The 20449-nt window shown below is 42.3% G+C and carries 23 protein-coding genes; all 23 read left to right on the plus strand.

Going from position 1 to position 20449, the window contains the following annotated elements; all coding sequences use genetic code 11:
• Positions 1-11: 11 nt before the first annotated feature.
• A complete protein-coding gene (locus WC473_04405) occupies positions 12-1238 on the plus strand; it encodes a type II secretion system F family protein (protein MFA5125031.1) in 1227 nt (408 codons plus the stop codon).
• A 1-nt stretch (position 1239) separates the two neighbouring features.
• Complete coding sequence (locus WC473_04410; GenBank protein ID MFA5125032.1) at positions 1240-1707, plus strand: prepilin-type N-terminal cleavage/methylation domain-containing protein; 468 nt, start codon at positions 1240-1242, stop codon at positions 1705-1707.
• Between the two features lies 1 nt (position 1708).
• Positions 1709-2302 carry a type II secretion system protein gene (locus tag WC473_04415; GenBank protein ID MFA5125033.1) on the plus strand — a complete coding sequence of 198 codons (594 nt, stop codon included), beginning with the start codon at positions 1709-1711 and terminating at the stop codon, positions 2300-2302.
• Positions 2303-2305: 3 nt separating this feature from the next.
• Positions 2306-2818 carry a prepilin-type N-terminal cleavage/methylation domain-containing protein gene (locus WC473_04420; GenBank protein MFA5125034.1) on the plus strand — a complete coding sequence of 171 codons (513 nt, stop codon included), beginning with the start codon at positions 2306-2308 and terminating at the stop codon, positions 2816-2818.
• The gene (locus tag WC473_04425; protein MFA5125035.1) at positions 2775-3197 is read left to right on the plus strand and encodes a hypothetical protein; all 423 of its coding nucleotides are present in this window, start codon (positions 2775-2777) and stop codon (positions 3195-3197) included. The genes WC473_04420 and WC473_04425 overlap by 44 nt, the downstream gene beginning before the upstream one ends.
• A gap of 31 nt (positions 3198-3228) precedes the next feature.
• Positions 3229-3690, plus strand: a complete 462-nt coding sequence (locus tag WC473_04430; GenBank protein ID MFA5125036.1) for a type II secretion system protein — start codon at positions 3229-3231, stop codon at positions 3688-3690.
• A gap of 48 nt (positions 3691-3738) precedes the next feature.
• The gene (locus WC473_04435) at positions 3739-4203 is read left to right on the plus strand and encodes a type II secretion system protein (GenBank protein ID MFA5125037.1); all 465 of its coding nucleotides are present in this window, start codon (positions 3739-3741) and stop codon (positions 4201-4203) included.
• A 76-nt stretch (positions 4204-4279) separates the two neighbouring features.
• On the plus strand, positions 4280-5848 hold the full coding sequence (locus tag WC473_04440) for a CHASE domain-containing protein (GenBank protein ID MFA5125038.1): 1569 nt from the start codon (positions 4280-4282) through the stop codon (positions 5846-5848).
• Positions 5845-6867: an ABC transporter substrate-binding protein gene (locus WC473_04445; GenBank protein MFA5125039.1), complete on the plus strand. Its 1023-nt coding sequence runs from the start codon at positions 5845-5847 to the stop codon at positions 6865-6867. The genes WC473_04440 and WC473_04445 overlap by 4 nt, the downstream gene beginning before the upstream one ends.
• A gap of 18 nt (positions 6868-6885) precedes the next feature.
• Entirely contained in the window at positions 6886-9231 is a 2346-nt protein-coding gene (locus WC473_04450) for an ATP-binding protein (protein MFA5125040.1), read from the plus strand.
• A 10-nt stretch (positions 9232-9241) separates the two neighbouring features.
• Complete coding sequence (locus WC473_04455) at positions 9242-9634, plus strand: response regulator (GenBank protein MFA5125041.1); 393 nt, start codon at positions 9242-9244, stop codon at positions 9632-9634.
• 8 nt (positions 9635-9642) lie between these two features.
• Positions 9643-10008 (plus strand): response regulator, encoded by a 366-nt coding sequence (locus WC473_04460; protein ID MFA5125042.1) that lies wholly within the window; start codon positions 9643-9645, stop codon positions 10006-10008.
• A gap of 139 nt (positions 10009-10147) precedes the next feature.
• A complete protein-coding gene (locus WC473_04465) occupies positions 10148-11404 on the plus strand; it encodes a replication-associated recombination protein A (protein MFA5125043.1) in 1257 nt (418 codons plus the stop codon).
• Positions 11405-11412: 8 nt separating this feature from the next.
• Positions 11413-11853, plus strand: coding sequence for an NUDIX domain-containing protein (locus WC473_04470; protein MFA5125044.1), 441 nt, complete (start codon positions 11413-11415; stop codon positions 11851-11853).
• A gap of 3 nt (positions 11854-11856) precedes the next feature.
• The gene (locus WC473_04475) at positions 11857-12108 is read left to right on the plus strand and encodes a hypothetical protein (GenBank protein ID MFA5125045.1); all 252 of its coding nucleotides are present in this window, start codon (positions 11857-11859) and stop codon (positions 12106-12108) included.
• Positions 12083-12661, plus strand: coding sequence for an epoxyqueuosine reductase QueH (locus WC473_04480; protein ID MFA5125046.1), 579 nt, complete (start codon positions 12083-12085; stop codon positions 12659-12661). Before WC473_04475 ends, WC473_04480 begins: the two co-directional genes overlap by 26 nt.
• Before the next feature lie 4 nt (positions 12662-12665).
• A complete protein-coding gene (locus tag WC473_04485) occupies positions 12666-12998 on the plus strand; it encodes a hypothetical protein (GenBank protein ID MFA5125047.1) in 333 nt (110 codons plus the stop codon).
• Between the two features lie 53 nt (positions 12999-13051).
• Positions 13052-13408, plus strand: coding sequence for a hypothetical protein (locus WC473_04490; protein ID MFA5125048.1), 357 nt, complete (start codon positions 13052-13054; stop codon positions 13406-13408).
• Between the two features lie 15 nt (positions 13409-13423).
• Positions 13424-13888 (plus strand): hypothetical protein, encoded by a 465-nt coding sequence (locus WC473_04495; GenBank protein MFA5125049.1) that lies wholly within the window; start codon positions 13424-13426, stop codon positions 13886-13888.
• A gap of 5 nt (positions 13889-13893) precedes the next feature.
• Positions 13894-14658, plus strand: a complete 765-nt coding sequence (locus WC473_04500) for a hypothetical protein (protein MFA5125050.1) — start codon at positions 13894-13896, stop codon at positions 14656-14658.
• 10 nt (positions 14659-14668) lie between these two features.
• On the plus strand, positions 14669-15751 hold the full coding sequence (locus tag WC473_04505; GenBank protein MFA5125051.1) for a S1C family serine protease: 1083 nt from the start codon (positions 14669-14671) through the stop codon (positions 15749-15751).
• 158 nt (positions 15752-15909) lie between these two features.
• Positions 15910-19455 (plus strand): DNA polymerase III subunit alpha, encoded by a 3546-nt coding sequence (locus WC473_04510; GenBank protein MFA5125052.1) that lies wholly within the window; start codon positions 15910-15912, stop codon positions 19453-19455.
• A 64-nt stretch (positions 19456-19519) separates the two neighbouring features.
• Positions 19520-20446: an AAA family ATPase gene (locus WC473_04515; GenBank protein MFA5125053.1), complete on the plus strand. Its 927-nt coding sequence runs from the start codon at positions 19520-19522 to the stop codon at positions 20444-20446.
• Positions 20447-20449 lie beyond the last annotated feature (3 nt).

The following is a 20449-nucleotide window of genomic DNA, read 5'->3' on the forward strand; positions in this document are numbered from 1 at the left end:
GAGATTATTTTATGGCTATCAAGAAAAACAAAAAAGATCTTACCGTTAAACTGCCTAGTAACAGTCCGGTGGTGCCGGTTAAGGCGATTCAAGTTGAGTCTAAGAAGAAAACGAAGGGAGAGTTGATTATTGCCAAATCCGTGTATGCCGGAAATAATCGGCGCCGATTACTTATTAAAACTTTTAACTTTGGCTGGCGCGATCAAAGGGAAGGGTTAATGGAAAATCTAGCGTTATTGCTCACTGCTGGTATGGACTTATTGGGCGCTTTGGAGGCAATACGGCCGGATCGCGGTTTTTGGCGTTTGAATTTTTTGATTAGGATATTGCAAGAGGATATTGAAAGCGGTTTTGCTTTCTGGCAAGCTTTGGAACGAACGAAAATATTCCGCGCCCAAGACATTTCTTTAATTAAAATAGGGGAGCAGACCGGTAAATTGGATGAGACTTTGAAAATGTTGGTCTTACAGCAACAGAAAGAGCGTGATTTCTCTTCTAAAGTCAAGTCGGCCATGGCGTATCCGGCTTTTGTTTTGTCAGTAACTTTTGCCGTCGGCTTGGGTATCGCTTGGTTCATTTTGCCGCGTTTGGCTACGGTTTTTGCTTCATTAAGCATTGAATTGCCGCTTATTACCCAAATATTGATTAATTTCGGAAAATTTCTAGGGACTTACGGCAATACGGTTGTCCCGGCAATTATTGTTGCATTCGTGGTTTTATTTTATTTGCTGTTCTTTTTTCCTGGCACTAAGATTATTGGTCAGTTTTTGTCTTTACATACTCCGGCCGTCGGCAAACTAATCAAGCAATCGGAAGTGGCGCGTTTCGGTTATGTTTTAGGCACACTTTTATCTTCGGGTATGCCGGTTTTGGAAGCGCTGAAGTCATTGTCGCAATCAACCGAGCTCAGGTCTTATCGCAAGTTTTATCGCTATTTGGAAAAAAATTTAGAGGAGGGAGCGTCGCTTAAGGATTGTTTTCTTTCTTATCGCACAGTAAGCGGTTTATTCCCCAAATCATTACAGCAACTTCTAATCGCCGGCGAGCAATCGGGTAGCCTGTCTAACGCTTTGATTAAAATTGGCGAGATGTATGAGGATAAAATAGAGATAACCACCAAGAATTTGGCTATTATTCTGGAACCGTTGCTTTTGTTTATCGTATGGCTTGGCGTATTGGCGGTGGCGGTAGCAGTTATTTTGCCGATTTATAGTCTGGTTGGCTCCTTAAATAATTAATATGCCTAGGGAAACAAAAACAAAACATCTCGGTTCAAACGGTTTTACTTTAGTAGAGGTGTTGTTATCCTTGGCTCTTATAGCTGTTATTTCCGTGATGGCTATTCCGGTTTATCAATCGTTTCAGACCAAAAACGATTTAGCCGTCGCCACCAATAGCTTGGTTCAATCCTTGCGCCGCGCTCAGATTTTATCACAGAGCATGGCCGGAGACAGTGGTTGGGGGGTATTTATAACCACTGGCAGTGTCGTGTTGTTTCGCGGCTCGTCTTACGGTAGTCGTGACATCCTCTATGATGAGAGCTCCACCGTGCCAACGACAATCACTCCAAGTGGTTTGAGCCAAGTTGTGTTTGATAAGTTTACCGGCAAGCCGGTCGCCACCGCCACAGGAAATATTTTATTAGTTTCCGTGGCTCACGAAACCAGCACCGTTAATATTAACAGTCGAGGGACGATAACTTATTGATATGTTATTGAGAACAAGTCAATCCGGTTTTAATTTGGTAGAAGCGATCCTAAGCGTTGCAGTTTTTGGCTTGATGATTACGGCTTTAGTCGGCGCTTGGCTTTATGGCCAGCAAAGTACGGCTATCGCCGGACAGAGATCCCGAGCCATATTTTTAGCCGAAGAAGGGTTGGAGGCGACGCGTAATCTGCGCGATGCGAACTTTTCTAATTTGACTGCCGGATCACATGGTTTGGTTATTGCCGGAAATGTTTGGACTTTCTCCGGCGTCTCTGATTTGATTGACAGCTATTATCGGCGGCAAATTAGTATAAGACCGATTGACGCCAACCGTTTTCAAGTAACTTCCACCGTGGCTTGGCAGCAGACTCAACAACGTTGGGCAACTATCACTCTGGCTACTTATCTGACTAATTGGCAGGTCCAGGGAACTATTGCTAGCTGTTCTTCTTACTGCCAGTCTTTAGGGATATATATCGCCGGCGCTTGCCGCAGGAATAATAGCGCTTGTAATGCTAACGGGGAGACCAGGGAGACGGGTGGCGCCGTCTATTGTACGATTGATAAAAATAATACCTGCTGTTGCCAGCCTTAACTTATGAAACCCCGAATAACCAATCGCCAAGGTTTTACTTTAATAGAATTGTTGCTCTATTTGGCTATTGCCTCAGTTATTTTATTATCAGTTTCTGTTTTTTTGTCGTTAATTCTGCAAAGCCGGGTTAAAAATCAGACCATAGCCGAAGTGGAACAACAGGGACTGGAAGCGATGCATGCCATTACCCAAACTATCAGAAATTCCAGCAGCGTGACTGTTCCTATTGTCGGCGGCTCCAGTGTTACTTTGATTCTGGCAGTGCCCCTGCCGGAAAAAAGTCCTACGGTTTTTGACCTATCCGGCGGAGCATTAAGGATTATTGAGGGCGCGAACGGAGCCGTGGTCCTGACTAATAATCGCGTGACAATAAGTAATTTGAGCTTCACTAATTTATCCAGTACCAGCTCTAAGGATATTATCAGAGTGCAGTTCATCTTGAAACATTTAAATCCCGGGAGTCGCAATGAATATGATTATCAGAAAAAATTTTATGGTTCGGCCGAACGCCGCTAAGCCGAGAGGCTACATCTTGTTGTTAAGCATCTTGGTGGTGGGTGCGGTCGGTTTAGCCGTAACTCTGTCGCTTTTATTACTGGGTTTGGATGCCTCACGGACTGTCTTGGCCGTGGAGCAGGCTAGTGGAGCCAGGGCACTGGCTAATGCTTGCGCTGAAGAGGCCTTACAGCAAATTAGGATTGATAGTCTATTTGTTGGTTCGGGCAACTTGGCTTTTAATGGCGGTATTTGCAACTATACGGTGGTAAATACCGGCGGTAACACGCGAGGAGTAACGGTCAGTGCTAGTAAAAGTAACACTTTCAGCCGTTTGGCGGTTAGTATTAGCGCTCTTTACCCGCTAATTACTTATACTTCCTGGCAAGAAGTTCCCTAAGAATACATTAACATAAAATAAGATAAAATTTATGAACAAAAAACAATCAGGTTTTACTTTGCTGGAGGTGTTGCTGGTCGTAGCGATTATCGCTATTCTGGCCGGCATCGTTATTTTGGCCTTGAATCCCAGCAAGCAATTGGGTGATACAAGGAACGCCCAACGTCGCGCCGATGTTAATACTATTTTGAGCGCCGTTTACCAGTACGCCATTGATAATAATGGCATCGTGCCGGCCAGCATTTCGGTTGATACGGCCTGTTATGCTTCTAATAATGAGATATGCAGTATAGACGGGACCTGTACCGGTAAAGTCAACCTAAAGCAATACTTGGTTAGTACGACATCAAAATATTTGGTTTCATTGCCGGCCGATCCTCAGAACGTAAGCAGTGAAGGCACTGGCTATTACATCAGCAAGGATTCAAATAATCGGATTACAGTTTGCGCGCCCATTGCCGAGAATAATGCCAGTATCAGCATTAGCCGATAAATCAATATAAATAAAATAGTTAACAATTAATTTATGAACAAATAATTTATGAACAAAAAAAAATCAGGGTTTACTTTATTGGAGGTGTTGCTGGTCGTAGCGATTATCGCTATTCTGGCCGGCATTGTCATTTTGGCTTTAAATCCCAGTAAGCAATTAGGCGACGCTAGGAACGCCCAGCGTCGCGCCGATGTCAATACTCTTTTGAACGCGGTTTATCAGTATGCCATTGACAGTAATGGCGCCCTGCCAGCCTCCATTGTTTCTGGTACGGCTTGCGGCGTTTCTACTCAGGAAATTTGCCGGACCGGTGGTACTTGCACAGGATTGACTAATTTAGACACCTATTTGGCCAGCTCCACCGCTAAGTATCTGGTATCTATGCCTATTGATCCCAGTAGTACTTCCACTAATGGCACCAGTTACCAAATTTTTAAAAATTCTACCACTAACCGCGTGACGGTTTGCTCGCCTAATGCGGAGAATAGTGTGACGATTTCCGTTAGCCGCTAATCAGAACAGGTTATTAGCCGGTAATTTTTGCCGGCTGCCACTTGGCTTGATTATACTGAATTAACATTATGAATCTATGAAGTATAAAACTTTAAGAAGTCATGTTTTACCGATTTTTATTTTTATTATTGGTCTGAGTTTGTCTTTGGCAGCCTTTTTCTATATGTCGAATATCCTTAAGCATCAGGCGCAATTGAAGTTTGAAACGCAAGTTCAAGACGTCACCGGTTTAATCGGCGCTATGATAAATCGCGATATTTATGTGCTTAACGGTTTAAAGGGATTGTTTGTCGCCAGTCAGAGTGTGGAAAGGAATGAGTTTTATGATTATCTTGATCAGCTGGACTTAGCGCAAAATTATCCCGGCATTAATACTATTAATTATTGGGAGAAGGTAAAATTAGAAGACACTGACAAATTTATTGAACAAGTCAGACAGGATAAGAGCGTAGAGCTAAATGGCTATCCTAATTTTACAATTTATCCTACCAGTACTGCCGTGGAAAGTTTTATTATCAAATATATCTACCCGGAAAAAGGCCTTGAAAATATTTTGGGTTTTGATGTCTATTCAGAAATGAATAGAAAGCAACCGGCGGAGTTGGCCAGAAATAGCGGTCAAATAACCGTTACAAATAGAATTTCACTTTTGCCGGATAACAGCCCTGGGATTTTGTTATTAGCTCCAATTTATAGGAATGGTGCTACTATTATTAGTGAAACGGATCGTCGGGTAAACACAGTTGGTTTTGTCAGTGTAACCATAATAGCGAATGACTTTTTTTCTAATATTTTATCCAGGATTAATCTTGATTGGCATCAATTTGATTTAAGCGTTTACGATTCTATCGACGGAAATTATAATAAAGAAATGCTGTACTATGATTCTGACGTTAGAAACAATGATTTTCAGCAATCGGGGTTTATCAAGGAAGTGCCGTTTAGCGTAGCCGATCACATCTGGGTTTTACGTTATTGGGGGCTGGACAATTATGGCCTGACTTGGGGAGAAATGATCTTACCCTGGCTATTTTTATTTTTTGGCGTTCTTATCAGTTTTTTGGCGGCCGTTGTGGTTTACTTTTTGGCTAATTCTCAAATCAAAGCCACTGAATTAGCCGAAACGATCACTATGGACTTGCGGGAAAGCGAAGAAAAATTTAAGGCGATTGCCCAAGCGATACAAGACGCCATAATCATGATGGATGATAAGGGGCTGGTAGTCTTCTGGAATCAGGCGGCGGAAAGGATTCTGGGTTATAGCAGTGCTGAGATTATGGGCAAGTACTTCCATAAAATAGTTGCCACAGAAAAAGGACATCAAACTAAGAAAAATAATATTTTGCAGTTCGGCAAGACGGGAGAGTCAAATGTTATCGGTAGTTTATTGGAATTATCGGTAAAGAAGAAAAACGGCGAATTAATCACTGTAGAATTATCCGTGGCGCGAGTCAAAATTAAGGGCAAATGGCATGCGGTTGGCGTGATGCGCGATATTACGGAGAAGAAAAAAGTAACTGATGCCTTAGCCAGTCGTAGCGAGGAATTGGAGCGAATAAATAAATTGATGATCGGCCGGGAGATGAAAATGATTGAATTAAAGAAAAGAATAGAAGATCTAAAGAAAACAGAAAAAAACATATGAAAAAATATTTAAACATTATTTTGGTTTTGGCTATAGTTCTAATTCTTATTGTTGCTGCCGTTGGCGCTTATTGGAGTTTAAGATTATCCAAACAATCAGTCATCCCTAATAATTTGGGTGAAATTACTTATGGCTGGGATGAGTGGCCAGGAATTTTGCCGTATCTGGTGGCGCAAGAAAAAGGCCTGTTTTCAGCCAACGGCTTAAAGGTGAGAATGGTCAAATCAGAAACTAACAGCCAGCTGGTTTCCGAGTTGATTAATGGGCAGATTGATTTTGTTGGCGACATTACTATGGTAGATGTTTTAAAAGCTCAATCCCAAGGGAATAAATTGCAAATTATAAATGTAACCGACTACTCTAATGGCGGCGATGGCATTGTTGCCAGAAAATCGATCGTCAGCATAGCCGACTTGAAGGGTAAAAAAGTAGCAGTAGAACAAGGATCTTTGAGTGAGAAATTACTTTTTTATGCCTTGGAAAAAAATAATCTTAAATTGCAGGATGTGCAGAGGGTGAGTTTGCCGGCGGCGGAAGCGGCCCAAGCTTTCATTAGAGGAGAGGTGGATGCCGTCGTTACTTATGACCCGGGATTAAGCGAGGCTGTAGCGGCCGGCGGAGTAAAAATTTTTTCTACCGCCTTGGCTCCGGGGCTGATTATTGATGTCGGGGTGATGCGTCAGGATTTTATTGACAGCGAACCGGAAAAAGTCAAAGCCGTATTGCGGGCTTATTTTCAGGCCCTGGAATATATAAAAAATAATCCCGAGGAATCATACGCCATCGGCATTAAATACTTTAATGTCAGCGAACAGGAGTTTATCGGTTATTTGTCCGGTCTCCAGTTAGTTGATTTACGAGGCAATTTATCAGCCATGTCTTATACCTCCGGTTATGAATCGTTATATGGCAATGGCGTTTTGGCTAACCGTTACCTGCGAAGTATCGGTGCTATTGGCTCCGACGTTGACGTTGTCGGAGTCATTAGGCCGGAATTTGTCCGTATCCTATCACGATAACCTTAAACGGTTGATTTTATGAAGTTATTATTGAAAATTATTTCTATTTTTACTGCCATCTCCGTTATTGCTATCGGTACGATGCTGTATTTAATTTATACCTCGGTTGGCGGAACCCTGCATTCTTCCCGCGCGGAAATCCAGCATGTTAATGCCGGGCAGTTATTGGGGAATATTGATCAAGTTATTTATGAACGCTACTTGGATATTCAGTTGATTTCCGGATCGGTGCCCTTAAAGAAGTTGCTAACTGGCCAGACGAACACCTTAAGCGAAGTTAAACAGAGAATGAGTGAATTTTTGCTTCTAACCGGACCTTGGTACGATCTGGAAGTCGTAACTATAAACGGTTTAGTTGTCTATTCTACTGATGACGAAGAATTAGGTGAAAATATAGATGATCATCCCGCCGATTCCCTGGCTTTCATGCAAGCCCAAAACGGGCAGGTTTATTATTCCGATCTGCTAACAGATGAAAACAATCAAAAGCCGACAATCATTTTTGCCGCTCCGGTAATTGATGACAATAAAATTGTCGGCGTAGTCTTGGGGCGTTTTGCTTGGCCGGCAATACTGGATTTTTTATCAACCAGCGGTTTTGATCGCATTTATTTGTATAACAAAGATAAGATACTGATTGGCAGCGGCGATTATGCCAATCTGGTTAATATCCTGAATCAAAAGCAATCAACGGCTCTGGCTAACCTTACTCCAACTAAAGACAGCGCCACCGTCAAAGAGCAAATCAATGGCGATTTAGTGGAATTTTTGGCTAGCAGCGCTTATTCTGACGGTTATCTGGCTTATTCGGGTAATGGTTGGCAGTTAGTGATTGAAACGCCGACGGAAAATATTTTTTTTGCCGTTAATAGGGCTATTACCTTTCAACTGCTCATCATTATAGCCGTTATTGCCTCGGCGTTATTATTATTTTTATTGTTTATTTTTCATTTTATTGTCAGGCCGATCCTGGCTTTAACTCGCGTAGCGCAGTCCGTAGCCGAAGGCGATTTGACTAAGAAAGTCCCGGTGGTTTCTAATGATGAATTGGGCGCCCTAACTAAAACTTTTAATGCCATGGTGGATGAATTAAGGGGGAATTATGGCAAATTAGAACAGCGGGTAGCAGAAAAAACCAAAAGTTTGTCAGAAACCCTGATTCAATTGAAGAAAAATAATGAGTCATTGGCAGCAACCCAGAAGTCGGTCTTAAATGTTTTAGAAGATGTGGAGGAAGAAAAGAAAACATCCGAAGCTTTAGCCAAAGATTTGGAGAAGTTCCGTCTGGCTGTGGCTGAAGCGTCGGATCATATTGTCATTACCGATAAGGAGGGCATAGTAATCTTTGCCAATAAGGGCGTAGAGGGCATCACTGGTTTTTCTAATTCCGAGGTGGTGGGCCAAAAAGTCGGCACCAAAAAGTTATGGGGCGGTTTAATGGACAAAAATTTTTATGAGAAGATGTGGCATACCATTAAGGTGGATAAAAAACCTTTTGCCGGCGAAATAGATAATAAGCGTAAGAATGGCGAGCTTTATACCGCCTTTGCCAGTATCACCCCCATTCTTGATAGAAAAGGGGAGGTGGAATTTTTTGTTGCCCTGGAACGTGATATTACCAAAGAGAAACAGATTGACAAGGCCAAAACTGAATTTGTATCTTTGGCTAGTCATCAGTTGCGTACCCCCTTGTCGGCGATTAACTGGTATGCAGAAATGCTTCTGGCGGGCGACGCGGGAAAATTAAATACCGAACAGGATAAGTATATCAAGGAGATTTATAACGGTAATCAGCGTATGGTAGCATTAGTCAATGCTCTGCTGAATGTTTCCCGAATTGAGCTTGGAACTTTTGCCGTTGAACCGCAGCCGACTGATTTTTCCGCTGTCGCTAAGAGTGTTATTGGTGAGGTTCAGCCGCAAATCAAAGAGAAAAAAATTAATTTTAGTTTCAATTACGATAAAACCTTGCCACTAATAGAAGCTGATCCAAAATTGGTTAGGATTTTAATCCAGAATTTATTGACTAATGCCATCAAGTATACTCCCGTCAATGGAAAAATATCAATAACCCTGATTAAGAAAGGCAGTAATGTGGAAATCAGCGTAGCTGATACGGGCTATGGTATCCCAGAAGCCGCCAAGCATAAGATTTTTGAAAAATTATACCGGGCCGACAATGTTAGAGAAAAAGAAACAGAGGGTACTGGCTTAGGATTGTATATCGTCAAGAATATCGTCGATCAGGATAGCGGCAAAGTTTGGTTTGAATCGGAGGAAAATAAAGGATCTATTTTTCATATTAGCTTACCGCTCAAGGGTATGAATAAAAAAACCGGCTCTAAGGAGTTGATGCCGAATTAATCATAATAATATGAATGAACAAAAAACTATTTTAGTGGTAGAAGATGAAAGGCCGCTGGTCGAGGCGATTAAAATCAAACTGGAGAAAAGCGGTTTTGCCGTCACGACAGCCAGGACCGTTAAGCAGGCTTTGCAATACTTGGAGGAAGGCGTAAAAATAGACGTTATTTGGCTGGATCATTATTTGCTGGGTCAGGAGAATGGTTTGGATTTAGTGGCTAAAATAAAGGAAGAAGATTCGGCCTGGAAAGCCATACCGATCTTTGTCGTTTCCAATACGGCTACGCCCGATAAAGTTCAGAGTTATTTGCGTTTGGGTGTAAATAAGTATTATACTAAAGCTGATTTTCGTTTGGAGTTGATTATTAAGGATATCAAAGACTTCCTAAAACAAGGAGAATAATTAAACATATGAAAAAAATTCTTATCGTTGAGGATGAGCCGTCATTGGCCGAGGCTCTAAAACAGAAATTAACTAAGGAAAAGTTTAATGTTGCAGTAGCCAAGGATGGCGGTGAGGGCTTGGCTTTATCTTTAGAAATTAAGCCCGATCTAATTTTATTGGATATCGTCATGCCGGTTATGGACGGCTTAACAATGCTGGAGAAATTACGTGAGGATAAGTGGGGTAAAAACGTACCGGTTATCATCTTGTCTAACCTTAATGAAGCGGACAAAACGGCCGAGGTTATGAAAAGCGGTGTTTATGATTATTTGGTTAAAAGCGACTGGAAACTGGAAGATTTAGTGAAGAAAGTCAGGGAAAAAATAAAATAATCATTAGTCATTCAATTGTATTTTTAAAAACAGGCGCTAACCGTCTGTTTTTATTGATTTTTTATTCAGCTTATTTTGTCGGGTTGATTTTTAATTTGTAAACAAGACTGGATTTGGTTATGATATAGGCAATAAGATTATGGATTTATTTGATTTAAAATCGGCTGATTTTAAGGCTAAGGAAGGGCCCTTGGCCGACCGTTTACGTCCCAGAAATCTGGGTGAATTTTTTGGCCAGGAACAGATTGTGGGCGAAGGGAAGTTATTACGGCGACTGATAGAGAGTGACCAGGTACCGTCGATGATTTTTTGGGGTCCGCCAGGTACGGGCAAGACCACCTTGGCGCGGATTATCGCCGGACTGACTGGTGCGTTGTTCGTATCTTTTTCGGCTGTAAGCTGTGGGGTTAACGAGCTAAAAAAAATTATTCTTGGAGCTAAAGACGACTTGAAATTCAAAAACCGCCGGACTATCTTGTTTATTGATGAAATCCATCGTTGGAATAAATCCCAACAAGACGCTCTTTTACCGCACGTGGAAGATGGTACCGTGGTTTTGATTGGCGCCACCACCGAAAATCCCAGTTTTGAAGTCAATTCGGCGCTATTGTCCCGTTCCCGGGTTTTTATCTTGGAACAGCTGACCGAGGAGGACATTGCCGGTATTATTAAAATTGCTTTATTGGATAAAGAGCGGGGATTAGGTAGGTTGAAGGTTAAGATTGACGAAGAAACGATAAGATATTTGGCGTTACTTTCAAACGGCGATGCTCGTACGGCTTTGAATGTTTTAGAAATCTCCGCAAAAGCGACTAAACCCCAGAAATCTGGTATAATTAAATTGTCTAAGGTGTTAATTAAGGATTCTTTACAGCGTAACGCCCACTTATACGATAAATCCGGCGAACAGCACTATAATATTATTTCCGCCTTGCATAAATCTTTACGCGGTTCGGACGCTGACGCCGCTTTGTATTGGCTGGGACGAATGCTTTCCGGTGGCGAGGATCCTTTATATATTGCCCGCCGTTTGGTGCGTTTTGCTTCCGAAGATGTGGGCTTGGCTAATTCTCGCGCCTTGGAACAGGCTGTGGCCGGTTATCAGGCTTGTCATTTCATCGGACTGCCTGAATGTAACGTGATTCTGGCACAAATCGTAGTGTATTTGGCCAAGTGTCGAAAGTCCAATGAATTATATTCGGCTTTCGGCCAGGTAATGAAAGATGTTAAGGAAACAACAGATGAGCCGGTGCCGATTCATCTGCGCAATGCCCCGACTAAGTTAATGAAGAATTTGGGTTATGGCAAGGATTATAAATATTCTCCGGACTTTGATTACCAAGAAGATCAGGAGTATTTGCCGGAAAAGTTAAAAGGAAAGAAATATTTGAAATAATTATTAATATGATCAGACAAAAATCAGTTGGTTTTATTATTTTTCGTCGCCATCCCGAAGAGGGTTTACAGTATTTAGTTTTGTATCATCGCGGCAGTTATTGGAATTTTCCTAAGGGTAAGATGGAAGAGAGGGAGAGTGAATTGGAAACCGGTTTACGCGAGTTATATGAGGAGGCCGGCCTAAAAGATCTTAAAGTAATCGACGGTTTTAGGGAACAGACGGAATTCATGTTTCGAGAAACGCATCATGGCGGTAATGATTTGATAAAGAAGGATTTCGTGATTTATCTGGCTGAAGTGCCGCCCGGCACCGAACCTAAGATTTCCCACGAGCATAACGGCTATGGCTGGTTTGATTTGACGACCGCTCAGAAATTTCTGCGTTTCAAACAGCCTAAGGAAATTTTGGCGGAGGCCGACAATCTGATCAAAACATTAAAAAATTAAAATATGGAAGAAAAGATTGGCAAAATTACGCATTACTTCGGCAAGATCGGAGTTGGTGTGATTGAACTGACTGACGGCCAATTAGCCGTCGGTGACACCATCAAGGTCAGGGGTGGAGATAGGGAATTTGAGCAAGTTGTCAATTCCTTACAGATTGATCGTGCTGAAGTGCCCTTGGCTAATGTAGGTCAAGTTGTCGGCTTCAAAACTGATCAACCAGTGAAAGAAGATGACGAGGTTTTTAAATCAACCTAAGATCGTGTCTAAGAAAAAATTATTATTTCATGTCTGCTGTGCTCCTTGCAGCGGCCTTTTGTCGCAAGAGCTGATCAAAGAATACGATCTGGCTGTTTATTTTGATAATCCCAATATTTGGCCCAAGGAGGAATTTGACAAACGCTCCGAAGAGGCTGGAAGATATTTTGTCAATCAGGGTATAAAGTTCGTTTTTGTTGATTGGGATCATGATAGCTGGTTAGGGGTGGCTAGAGATTTTGATCAAGAGCCGGAAAGGGGCAGGCGTTGCAAACTTTGTTACCATTTACGTTTGGAAAATGCCGCTAAATATGCGGCTAGCCATAAATTTGATTGTTTTGTTACCTCACTTAGTATTTCGCCGCATAAAGACGATAAAACCATCCGTAATTTGGGCCGGGCATTAGCTAAAAAGTACGGCCTAACATATTTAGATTTTGATTTTAAGGCCAGTCCAGGGTATGCTGCCGCTCTTCTGTTCGCCAAAGATCAGAGATTTTATCGTCAGAAATATTGCGGTTGCGAATATAGCCTGAAAAATGGTAAGATATAAACATATGACACCGCAAAAATGGCAGCAAATTAAAGGCATGATTCAGGATAATTTTCCCGATGTCCAAATAACCGCGGAAGAATTGCCTGAACCGGAAGTCGGTGAAAAGGAAACCCTTTGCTTTACTGGTCCTTTAGGTAAAATGAAGATAGATTTTATTACTCGGCCGGTGATTTTGGACAAACAAACTCATGGTAGTCGGCGCATCGGCAGCCATCACGAGATAGAGTATACTTATTCGGAAACAGATTTCACTCATCTGGTTAAGGCATATAAATGGGATGAATCTCTGGTTGATTGGATAGAGATTAACCTTAAAGAAAATTTTTCTTTGTAGCAGAGATTGAGACATCGGCCAATAATCAAAATTAATAATTAACCCCTAATCATATGTTAAAATTCAATCCTTTCAGGCGCGATCATTTTTCTACCCCGGCCGGCCAGGGACTGGTGGCTGGTATTATGGAGGTGTGCTATATCGCTTTAGTGGCGATATTTATGGTCGGCACGCAGACATTTTTTTCTACGCCTCGGCCTTGGACAGCGGTTTTTGGCATCGTGGCCTTTCTCGCGTTGCTGGTTTTGTCAGTTGCTGTTTCCGGCGTAATTGTTTTTATCTGGCCGGTGCGTTATTTTTTGGATAAGCGTTATAAGGAATCTTTGACTGCGTTCATTTCCACAGCCGCTACGATGTTTGTAATTTTTGCGATTATTTTTATCGGCTTGGCTTTGTTTTCCGTCGTCTAATTAAAATCCAGTAGTATGACTAAAAATAGCTTAAAGTTGGAATTAAGTCAGCAAACAACGCTGACCATCCTTTTGGTTGGTCTGGCCGTCATATGCAGTCTGGCTTTTCTGGCTTATAAATTTTATGGGGTCGTCAATAATGTTGGCCTTCCAACAAACCAGATTAAGCAGGTAACGGCCAATCTAGACCAACCTAGTCAGCCGATTGACTTAGTCAAATTAAATACTGATTATGCTGGCAGTTTTGCCGCTATTACTGATGACTTTTTAAGTCAGGCAATTGTTAGTAATGATTTGTCGGTTTTGGCTCGCTCCGCTCAAGATAAGTTATTGGCGCTTAAGGTCCCGTCTGAAAACAAAGCCAAACACTTAGCTGTCATTCTAGCCTTGGGAGAAATCGGTGAATTATCCGGAAATAGCAATCAATCGGCGACCGCTAAGAAGTTAACGGAATTAAAAGGTATAATCAATCAAGAATAAGGATTATGATCTTGCTTCTCTTACGACTCTTCCCTTACTTGGCGGCCTTGGCTTTTTTTGCTCTTTGTCGGGCGGTTTTTTATTGGCCCGGGCATTGGTTGTGGTTTTTTATTGTCCTTTTAGCAGTTCCCAGTATTTATTTTTTTCTTATCAATATTAACAATAAGACCAAATCAGTCATTGTCGCTTATCTTTATAGTTTGATTTTTATTACTTCCGGTTTTGTCTTTTTACTGATTTTGGAAAATAATTATGTTATTAACTGCTTCCTGTTTTTATGGTCTTTTTTGTTTTGGCTTTATCTGGAAGCGGTATTCCATGATTTTTATGAAACCACCCGCATCCATATAATCAATTTGAATAATTTGTATTCGTATTTCAATATTTTGATAGTTTTTTTCTTGACCGCCTCCTTGGTTAATTTCTCCATTTTTTTAAATTGGCCGGTCTTGGCGGTGGTTCCTATTTTAAGCTTAGTCTGTTTCATTCTTTATTATTGGCTTTATCTTAAATACTCATTCGGCTGGCGTCCCGCCTTGATTTATGCCTTGATACAGGCTATAGTATTAACGGAATTGCTATTTTTATTGTTGCTTTGGCCGGTTAGCTTCTACGTATCCGCTATCTTATCAGCCGCAACATATTATCTAATGTTGTCGTTATCCCTACCTCGTTCGGCGGGGATAAACAAAGGAAAATCCCACCTAAGAACAATCGTGGTTTTTTCCTTGGTCGTCGTTTTAACTCTTATTAGCGCTATCTGGCTTTAATTATTTTTTTATGTTCAAACCATCGCAAACTTTTTTGGTTATTATTCTGTCAATCTGTTTCGGTCTACTTTCCGGTTTTCTGGGCTTTGTCATTATTAGCGCTTCCTCTTTAAAAATTCCGATTTTAAGCCAGCTGAATTTTTCTTCGGCGACTCTAAACGATAGGATTATCATCCAACAGCCGCGTAGCGTGGTGATTGAGCAGGATACGCAAATGAAGCAGATAGAGAATGATCTGTTGCCCACTGTAGTTAATGTTTATTATAGCAATAAATCAACCGAGCCGCTTAGCGCCGCTTTTACTGATAGTGATGTTTTGGGCCATGGTTTTGTTTTGACTGCCGATGGTTGGGTAGTCAGTTCTCGCGCCGCTATCACCAATCTTAAAGGGTCTTATACTGCCGTAGGTTACCAGAACAAACAATATCTGTTGTCTGATTTTGTTGAGGATCATGCTACCGGCATAGTTTTTGGAAAAATGTCGGCCAGCAATTTGCCGGTTGCCAAAATCGGCAAATCTAACAGTTTATCATTAGGCCAGACAGTTGTAGTCGTTTCCGGCCATAATCGGCTGGAGCTGACTCATATAACCAAGATCGGCTATAGTTTTTCCACAGTCAGCGATTTAAAGCTTAACTCTGATCATCCGCAAAAAAGGATTTATTTAGATCGGCTTTTGGCCGAAAGTTATAATGGCGGTTTATTGGTTAATTTTAAGGGGGAGATAATCGGTGTGATTGATAATGGTTCAGTTATTCCCGTTGATTACTTTTCTCAGTTAATTACCGGATTATTGAATAATAAGGAAGTTGTTCGGGCGTCTTTGGGCGTGAATTATATTGACTTGGCTCAGGCTGACGGCTTAGCTGATTGGGGCGATAAGGGTGCTTACGTCATTAGCGAACCGGTACGCGGTACTGCGGTTTTCGGCCTAATCAGGAAGGGTGATATTATTAAGAAAATAAACGATTTCGAACTCAATGTTTATCAGGGTCTGTCCGATATTGTCAATAACTTTAAGATGGGGGATAAAGTGGAGATTGTTTTATCTCGCGGCGGCCAGGATATGTCGATTACGGCAGTTTTAAAATAGGTGGGCTTGAATTTTGTTTAAACTCTATTTTTTTGTATAATAAAAATTGAGATAAGGTTTTTTCTAACTAAACAAAACTCTCTTTGATCGGGGAGTTTTTATCTTTAATCGGCTGTTTGTATCGGTTTTTTTATTAAAACTTTCTAAATTTTTCAGTCATGTCCCAATTCGTCCATCTCCATGTCCACTCTCACTACTCTTTGCTTGACGGCTTAGGGCAGATTGATGAACTGATAAAAATTGCCAAGCAATATGAGATGCCGGCCATGGCCCTGACTGATCATGGTGTAATGTACGGGGCGATAGAATTTTATAAAAAAGCCAAAAAAGCAGGAATAAAACCGATCATTGGAGTGGAAGCGTATGTGGCCAGGAATGGCCATTTGAATAAGCGACCCAAAATTGATGAACGGCCGTGGCATTTGATTTTGTTAGCTAAGAATAAGGTTGGCTACCATAATTTGGTCAGGTTAACGACCATCGCCCATTTGCAGGGATTTTACTATAAACCTCGCATTGATTGGGAGCTGTTGCAGGAGCATCATGAGGGATTAATCGCTTTAACTGCTTGCGTTGCCGGAGAATTACCGGGCTATGTTTTGAATAATGATTTAAAAAGCGCGCGTGAGATGATTGCTCGTTACCAAGATTTATTCGGTCGGGAAAATTTTTTTTTGGAAGTGCAGTATCATCCTAATTTTGACAAGCAGAATCAACTAAATGAACAGATCTATCGTTTGGCTGAGGAAACAAACACGGCTGTCGTCGCGACCAATGATGTTCATTATCCCCGGCAGGAAGATGAATATGCCCAAGACGCTCTTTTATGCATCCAGACCAAGAAGACCCTGAGTGATCCCGATCGCATGAGTTATATCGGCTTTGACCTGTCATTTAAATCACCGGAGCGGATGATTGCCGATTTCGCCGATCATCCCGAGGTGGTGGCCAATACGCTGAAAGTGGCGGAGATGTGTAATTTGGAATTACAATTAGGTGATAATATCCTGCCTAATTTTCCTCTGCCCGAAGGCCGAACGGCCGATGGCTATTTGCGTGAATTATGCGACCAGGGTTTGCAAGAGAGATTTAAATTAGAGCAAATCACGCCGGAAATCAAAGAACGTTTGTCTTACGAACTTTCCGTTATTGCCAAAACCGGTTATGCCGGCTACTTTCTGATCGTGTCCGATTTTATTAATTGGGCTAAGGATAATAAGATTGTCGTCGGCCCGGGACGCGGTTCAGCTGCCGGCTCTTTGGTGTCTTATCTGACGCGGATTACCAATATCGATCCGATTAAATATGACTTGGTGTTTGAGCGTTTTCTTAATCCCGAACGTATCTCCATGCCTGATATTGATACTGATTTCGCCGATAGCCGGCGTGACGAGGTGTTGAGTTATGTAGCCGATAAATACGGCCGTGATCACGTGGCGCAGATTATTACTTTCGGTACCATGGCCGCCAGAAATGCCATCCGCGACGTGGGCAGGGTGATGAGCTTGCCTTATAATTATTGCGATCGCGTAGCCAAGTTGATACCTTTGGGTATGAATTTGGATGAGTCTTGCGAAACCGTGCCCGAGATGAAGGATATTATAAACGACAGTGACGGCGCTAAGTTGATTGCTACAGCTAAACGGTTGGAAGGCGTCTGCCGTCATGCGTCCACCCATGCTTGCGGCGTGGTGATTACGCCGGAGTCGCTGGACTATTATGCGCCGCGCCAATATGGTTCGGGCGAATCAATAGTCGTTCAATATGAAGGCCATTCAGTGGAAGATTTGGGGTTATTGAAAATGGACTTTTTGGGTTTGTCCAACTTGACTATCATTGAACAGACGCTGCGCATCATTAAAAAAATCCATAATATTGAGATTGATGTTGATCATATTACCTTGGATGACAAAAAAAGCTATAAACTTTTTCAGGAAGGCAAGACTACGGGCGTATTCCAGTTTGAAAGCGCCGGTATGAAACGTTATCTAAAACAGTTGGCGCCGACGGATTTGGAGGATTTAATTGCTATGGTGGCGTTGTATCGTCCCGGTCCAATGGAGTACATTCCTGATTACATTAATGGCAAACACGGCCGTAAAAAACCCCAGTATTTGCATCCGAAACTGGAGCCGATCCTTAAGGGCACTTACGGCGTGGCTGTTTATCAGGAGCAATTATTGCGTATTGCTAGAGATTTGGCTGGTTTCACTTATGGCGAGGCCGATGTGTTGCGCAAAGCTGTGGGCAAAAAAATTAAAGAACTACTGCATGAGCAAGAAATCAAAATGGTGGACGGCATGGTCAAGAATAATGTTGACCGCCGCATCGCCGAAAAGATTTGGGAATTCATCTTGCCTTTCGCCGCTTACGGTTTTAACCGTTCCCATGCCGCCTGTTATGCCTTGATTGCTTATCAGACCGCTTATTTGAAGGCCAATTATCCGGCAGAATTTATGGCGGCATTGCTTACTTCCGATCAGCAGAATCTTGATCGTATTGCCATCGAGGTTGATGAGTGCCGCCAGTTGGGGATTGAGGTTTTACCGCCCGATATTAATGAGTCGTTTGCCGATTTCGGCGTAGTGGCTCAGACTCTGGCTACGGCTAAACCCCGCGTTCGTTTCGGGTTGATGGCAGTCAAGGGTTTGGGCGAAAATATTGTCAAAGAAATAATCGCGGAGCGAAAAGCTAACGGACGTTTTTCTGATTTGGTTGATTTTTTGTCCCGCGTCAAAAGCAAGGATTTGAATAAGCGGTCACTGGAAGCCATGATTAAAGCCGGAGCCTCTGATTCTTTGAGCGAGCGCAATTTATTATTGCAGAACATGGAGCGGCTGTTGAAGTTTATCCAAGAGACAGGTAGAAGCGTTGATGAAAAACAGGATTCCTTGTTTGATCTGTCGCCTCAAGTGGCGTTGCCTCGGCTTAAGTTAGAGCCGGCTCCGCCTTTAGATAAAAAAACTAAATTGCTATGGGAAAAAGAATCTCTAGGTTTGTATATTTCCGAACATCCTATGAGCGATTATACGGCTGTTACTGCTAATTATGCCGCTGCTTGCGCCACTTTAAGGGGCTGTGTTGACGGCGTTCAAGTCAGAGTAGCAGGGGTTATTACCAATGTTAAGAAAATTTATACCAAAAAAGGAGATGCCATGTTGTTTGTTAAAGTTGAAGACGTGTCCGGTGAAATTGAAGTACTAGTTTTCCCTAAAATTTTAGAACAGAATCCTCATTTATGGCAGCCGGATACGATTATTATCGCCAGCGGCACCGTGTCTGACAAAGACGGCGAGCGTAAGGTTCTTTGTGACTTAGCGGCCGTATTGAATCAAGAGGGGCTTAAGGAAACGCTGGACAGTTTTTTAATCAGCTCCAGGGATCAGCCGAGTCGTAGGCGAGGGCAATGGGGTAATAGCAATGGCAACGGCTATAATAACAACCGGCAGTCAGTTGCTCCGTCTCCGGCGCCAAAAATAATTGAAAAAGTCATTACTTTTAATTTAAAACCGCCCCTGGACTATGATTTGACCAAACAGCTCAAAGCGCTTATCTTTGCTTATCCGGGTAATCATGTTATTGAACTGGTAATAAGCGGTGACGCCGGGTCAGAAAAAATTCGCACTAATTTCCGAGTTAATTACTCCGAGGCCTTTAAGCAGGCCGTAGAAAAGCTTTTAGGGCCGGGAGTAGTTGCGGCTTAGACCGTAATCGTGTTATAATTTAAGCAGTGCCATGAGTCATGGGCTTTAAAATTAATGAATTTTTATGGATCAGATTCTTTTACTTGTCGGAGTTTTGATTCTAGCGCCTGTTTTGTATTACCTTTATCGTCAAGCGGGTTGGGGGGAAAGTAATCACAGCATTAGTTCCGGTTCTATTTTAGCCAAATATTCCAGAGATTTAACCCGTTTAGCCGCAGAAAAAAAACTTGATCCGGTTATCGGACGCGATCATGAGATTTCTCGGGTAGTAGAGATTTTATCCCGTCGTACCAAGAATAATCCTGTTTTGGTTGGCGCTGCCGGCGTAGGTAAGACTGCAGTAGCCGAAGGACTGGCTTTGCGCATTATTAGCAAACAGGTGCCCACTTCTTTGTATGGCAAAAAGGTCCTGGCTTTGGATTTGACCGGGATCCTGGCCGGCACCAAGTATCGCGGCGAGTTTGAGCAACGACTTAAAAAAATTACCGATGAAATTATCGCCGCCAAACGAGTTATCATTCTGTTTATTGACGAGATACATATTTTAGCTGAGGCTGGAGTGGCGGAAGGGGCTATTAATGCCGCCGATATTCTTAAACCGCTTTTGGCACGCGGCGAATTACAAGTCGTGGGCGCCACCACCAAGGACGAATATTTACAGTTCATCAAACAAGACAAGACTTTGGATCGGCGTTTACAGCCGGTGTTTGTTTCTGAACCGACAGCGGCTCAGACTGAACAGATATTGCAGGGTATTAAGGATATTTACGAGAAGTACCATAAGGTTGTTATCACCCCATCAGCTATTAAAACGGCAGTTACAGCCACTAAGGCAATTAAGGGTCGTTCTTATCCGGATAAGGCCATTGATGCCATTGACGAGGCCTGTAGTCGGGTTCACATAGAAAATTTAGCCGCCCCTCAAAAGGCTTTGCGCGTTACTGATAAAGATGTCAGAAAAGTCGTGAGAGAGTGGCTAGTAAACAATTAAACT

Source organism: Patescibacteria group bacterium, assembly GCA_041650895.1.
In the GTDB taxonomy this organism is placed as follows: Bacteria; Patescibacteriota; Patescibacteriia; order 2-01-FULL-39-33; family 2-01-FULL-39-33; genus CAISTG01.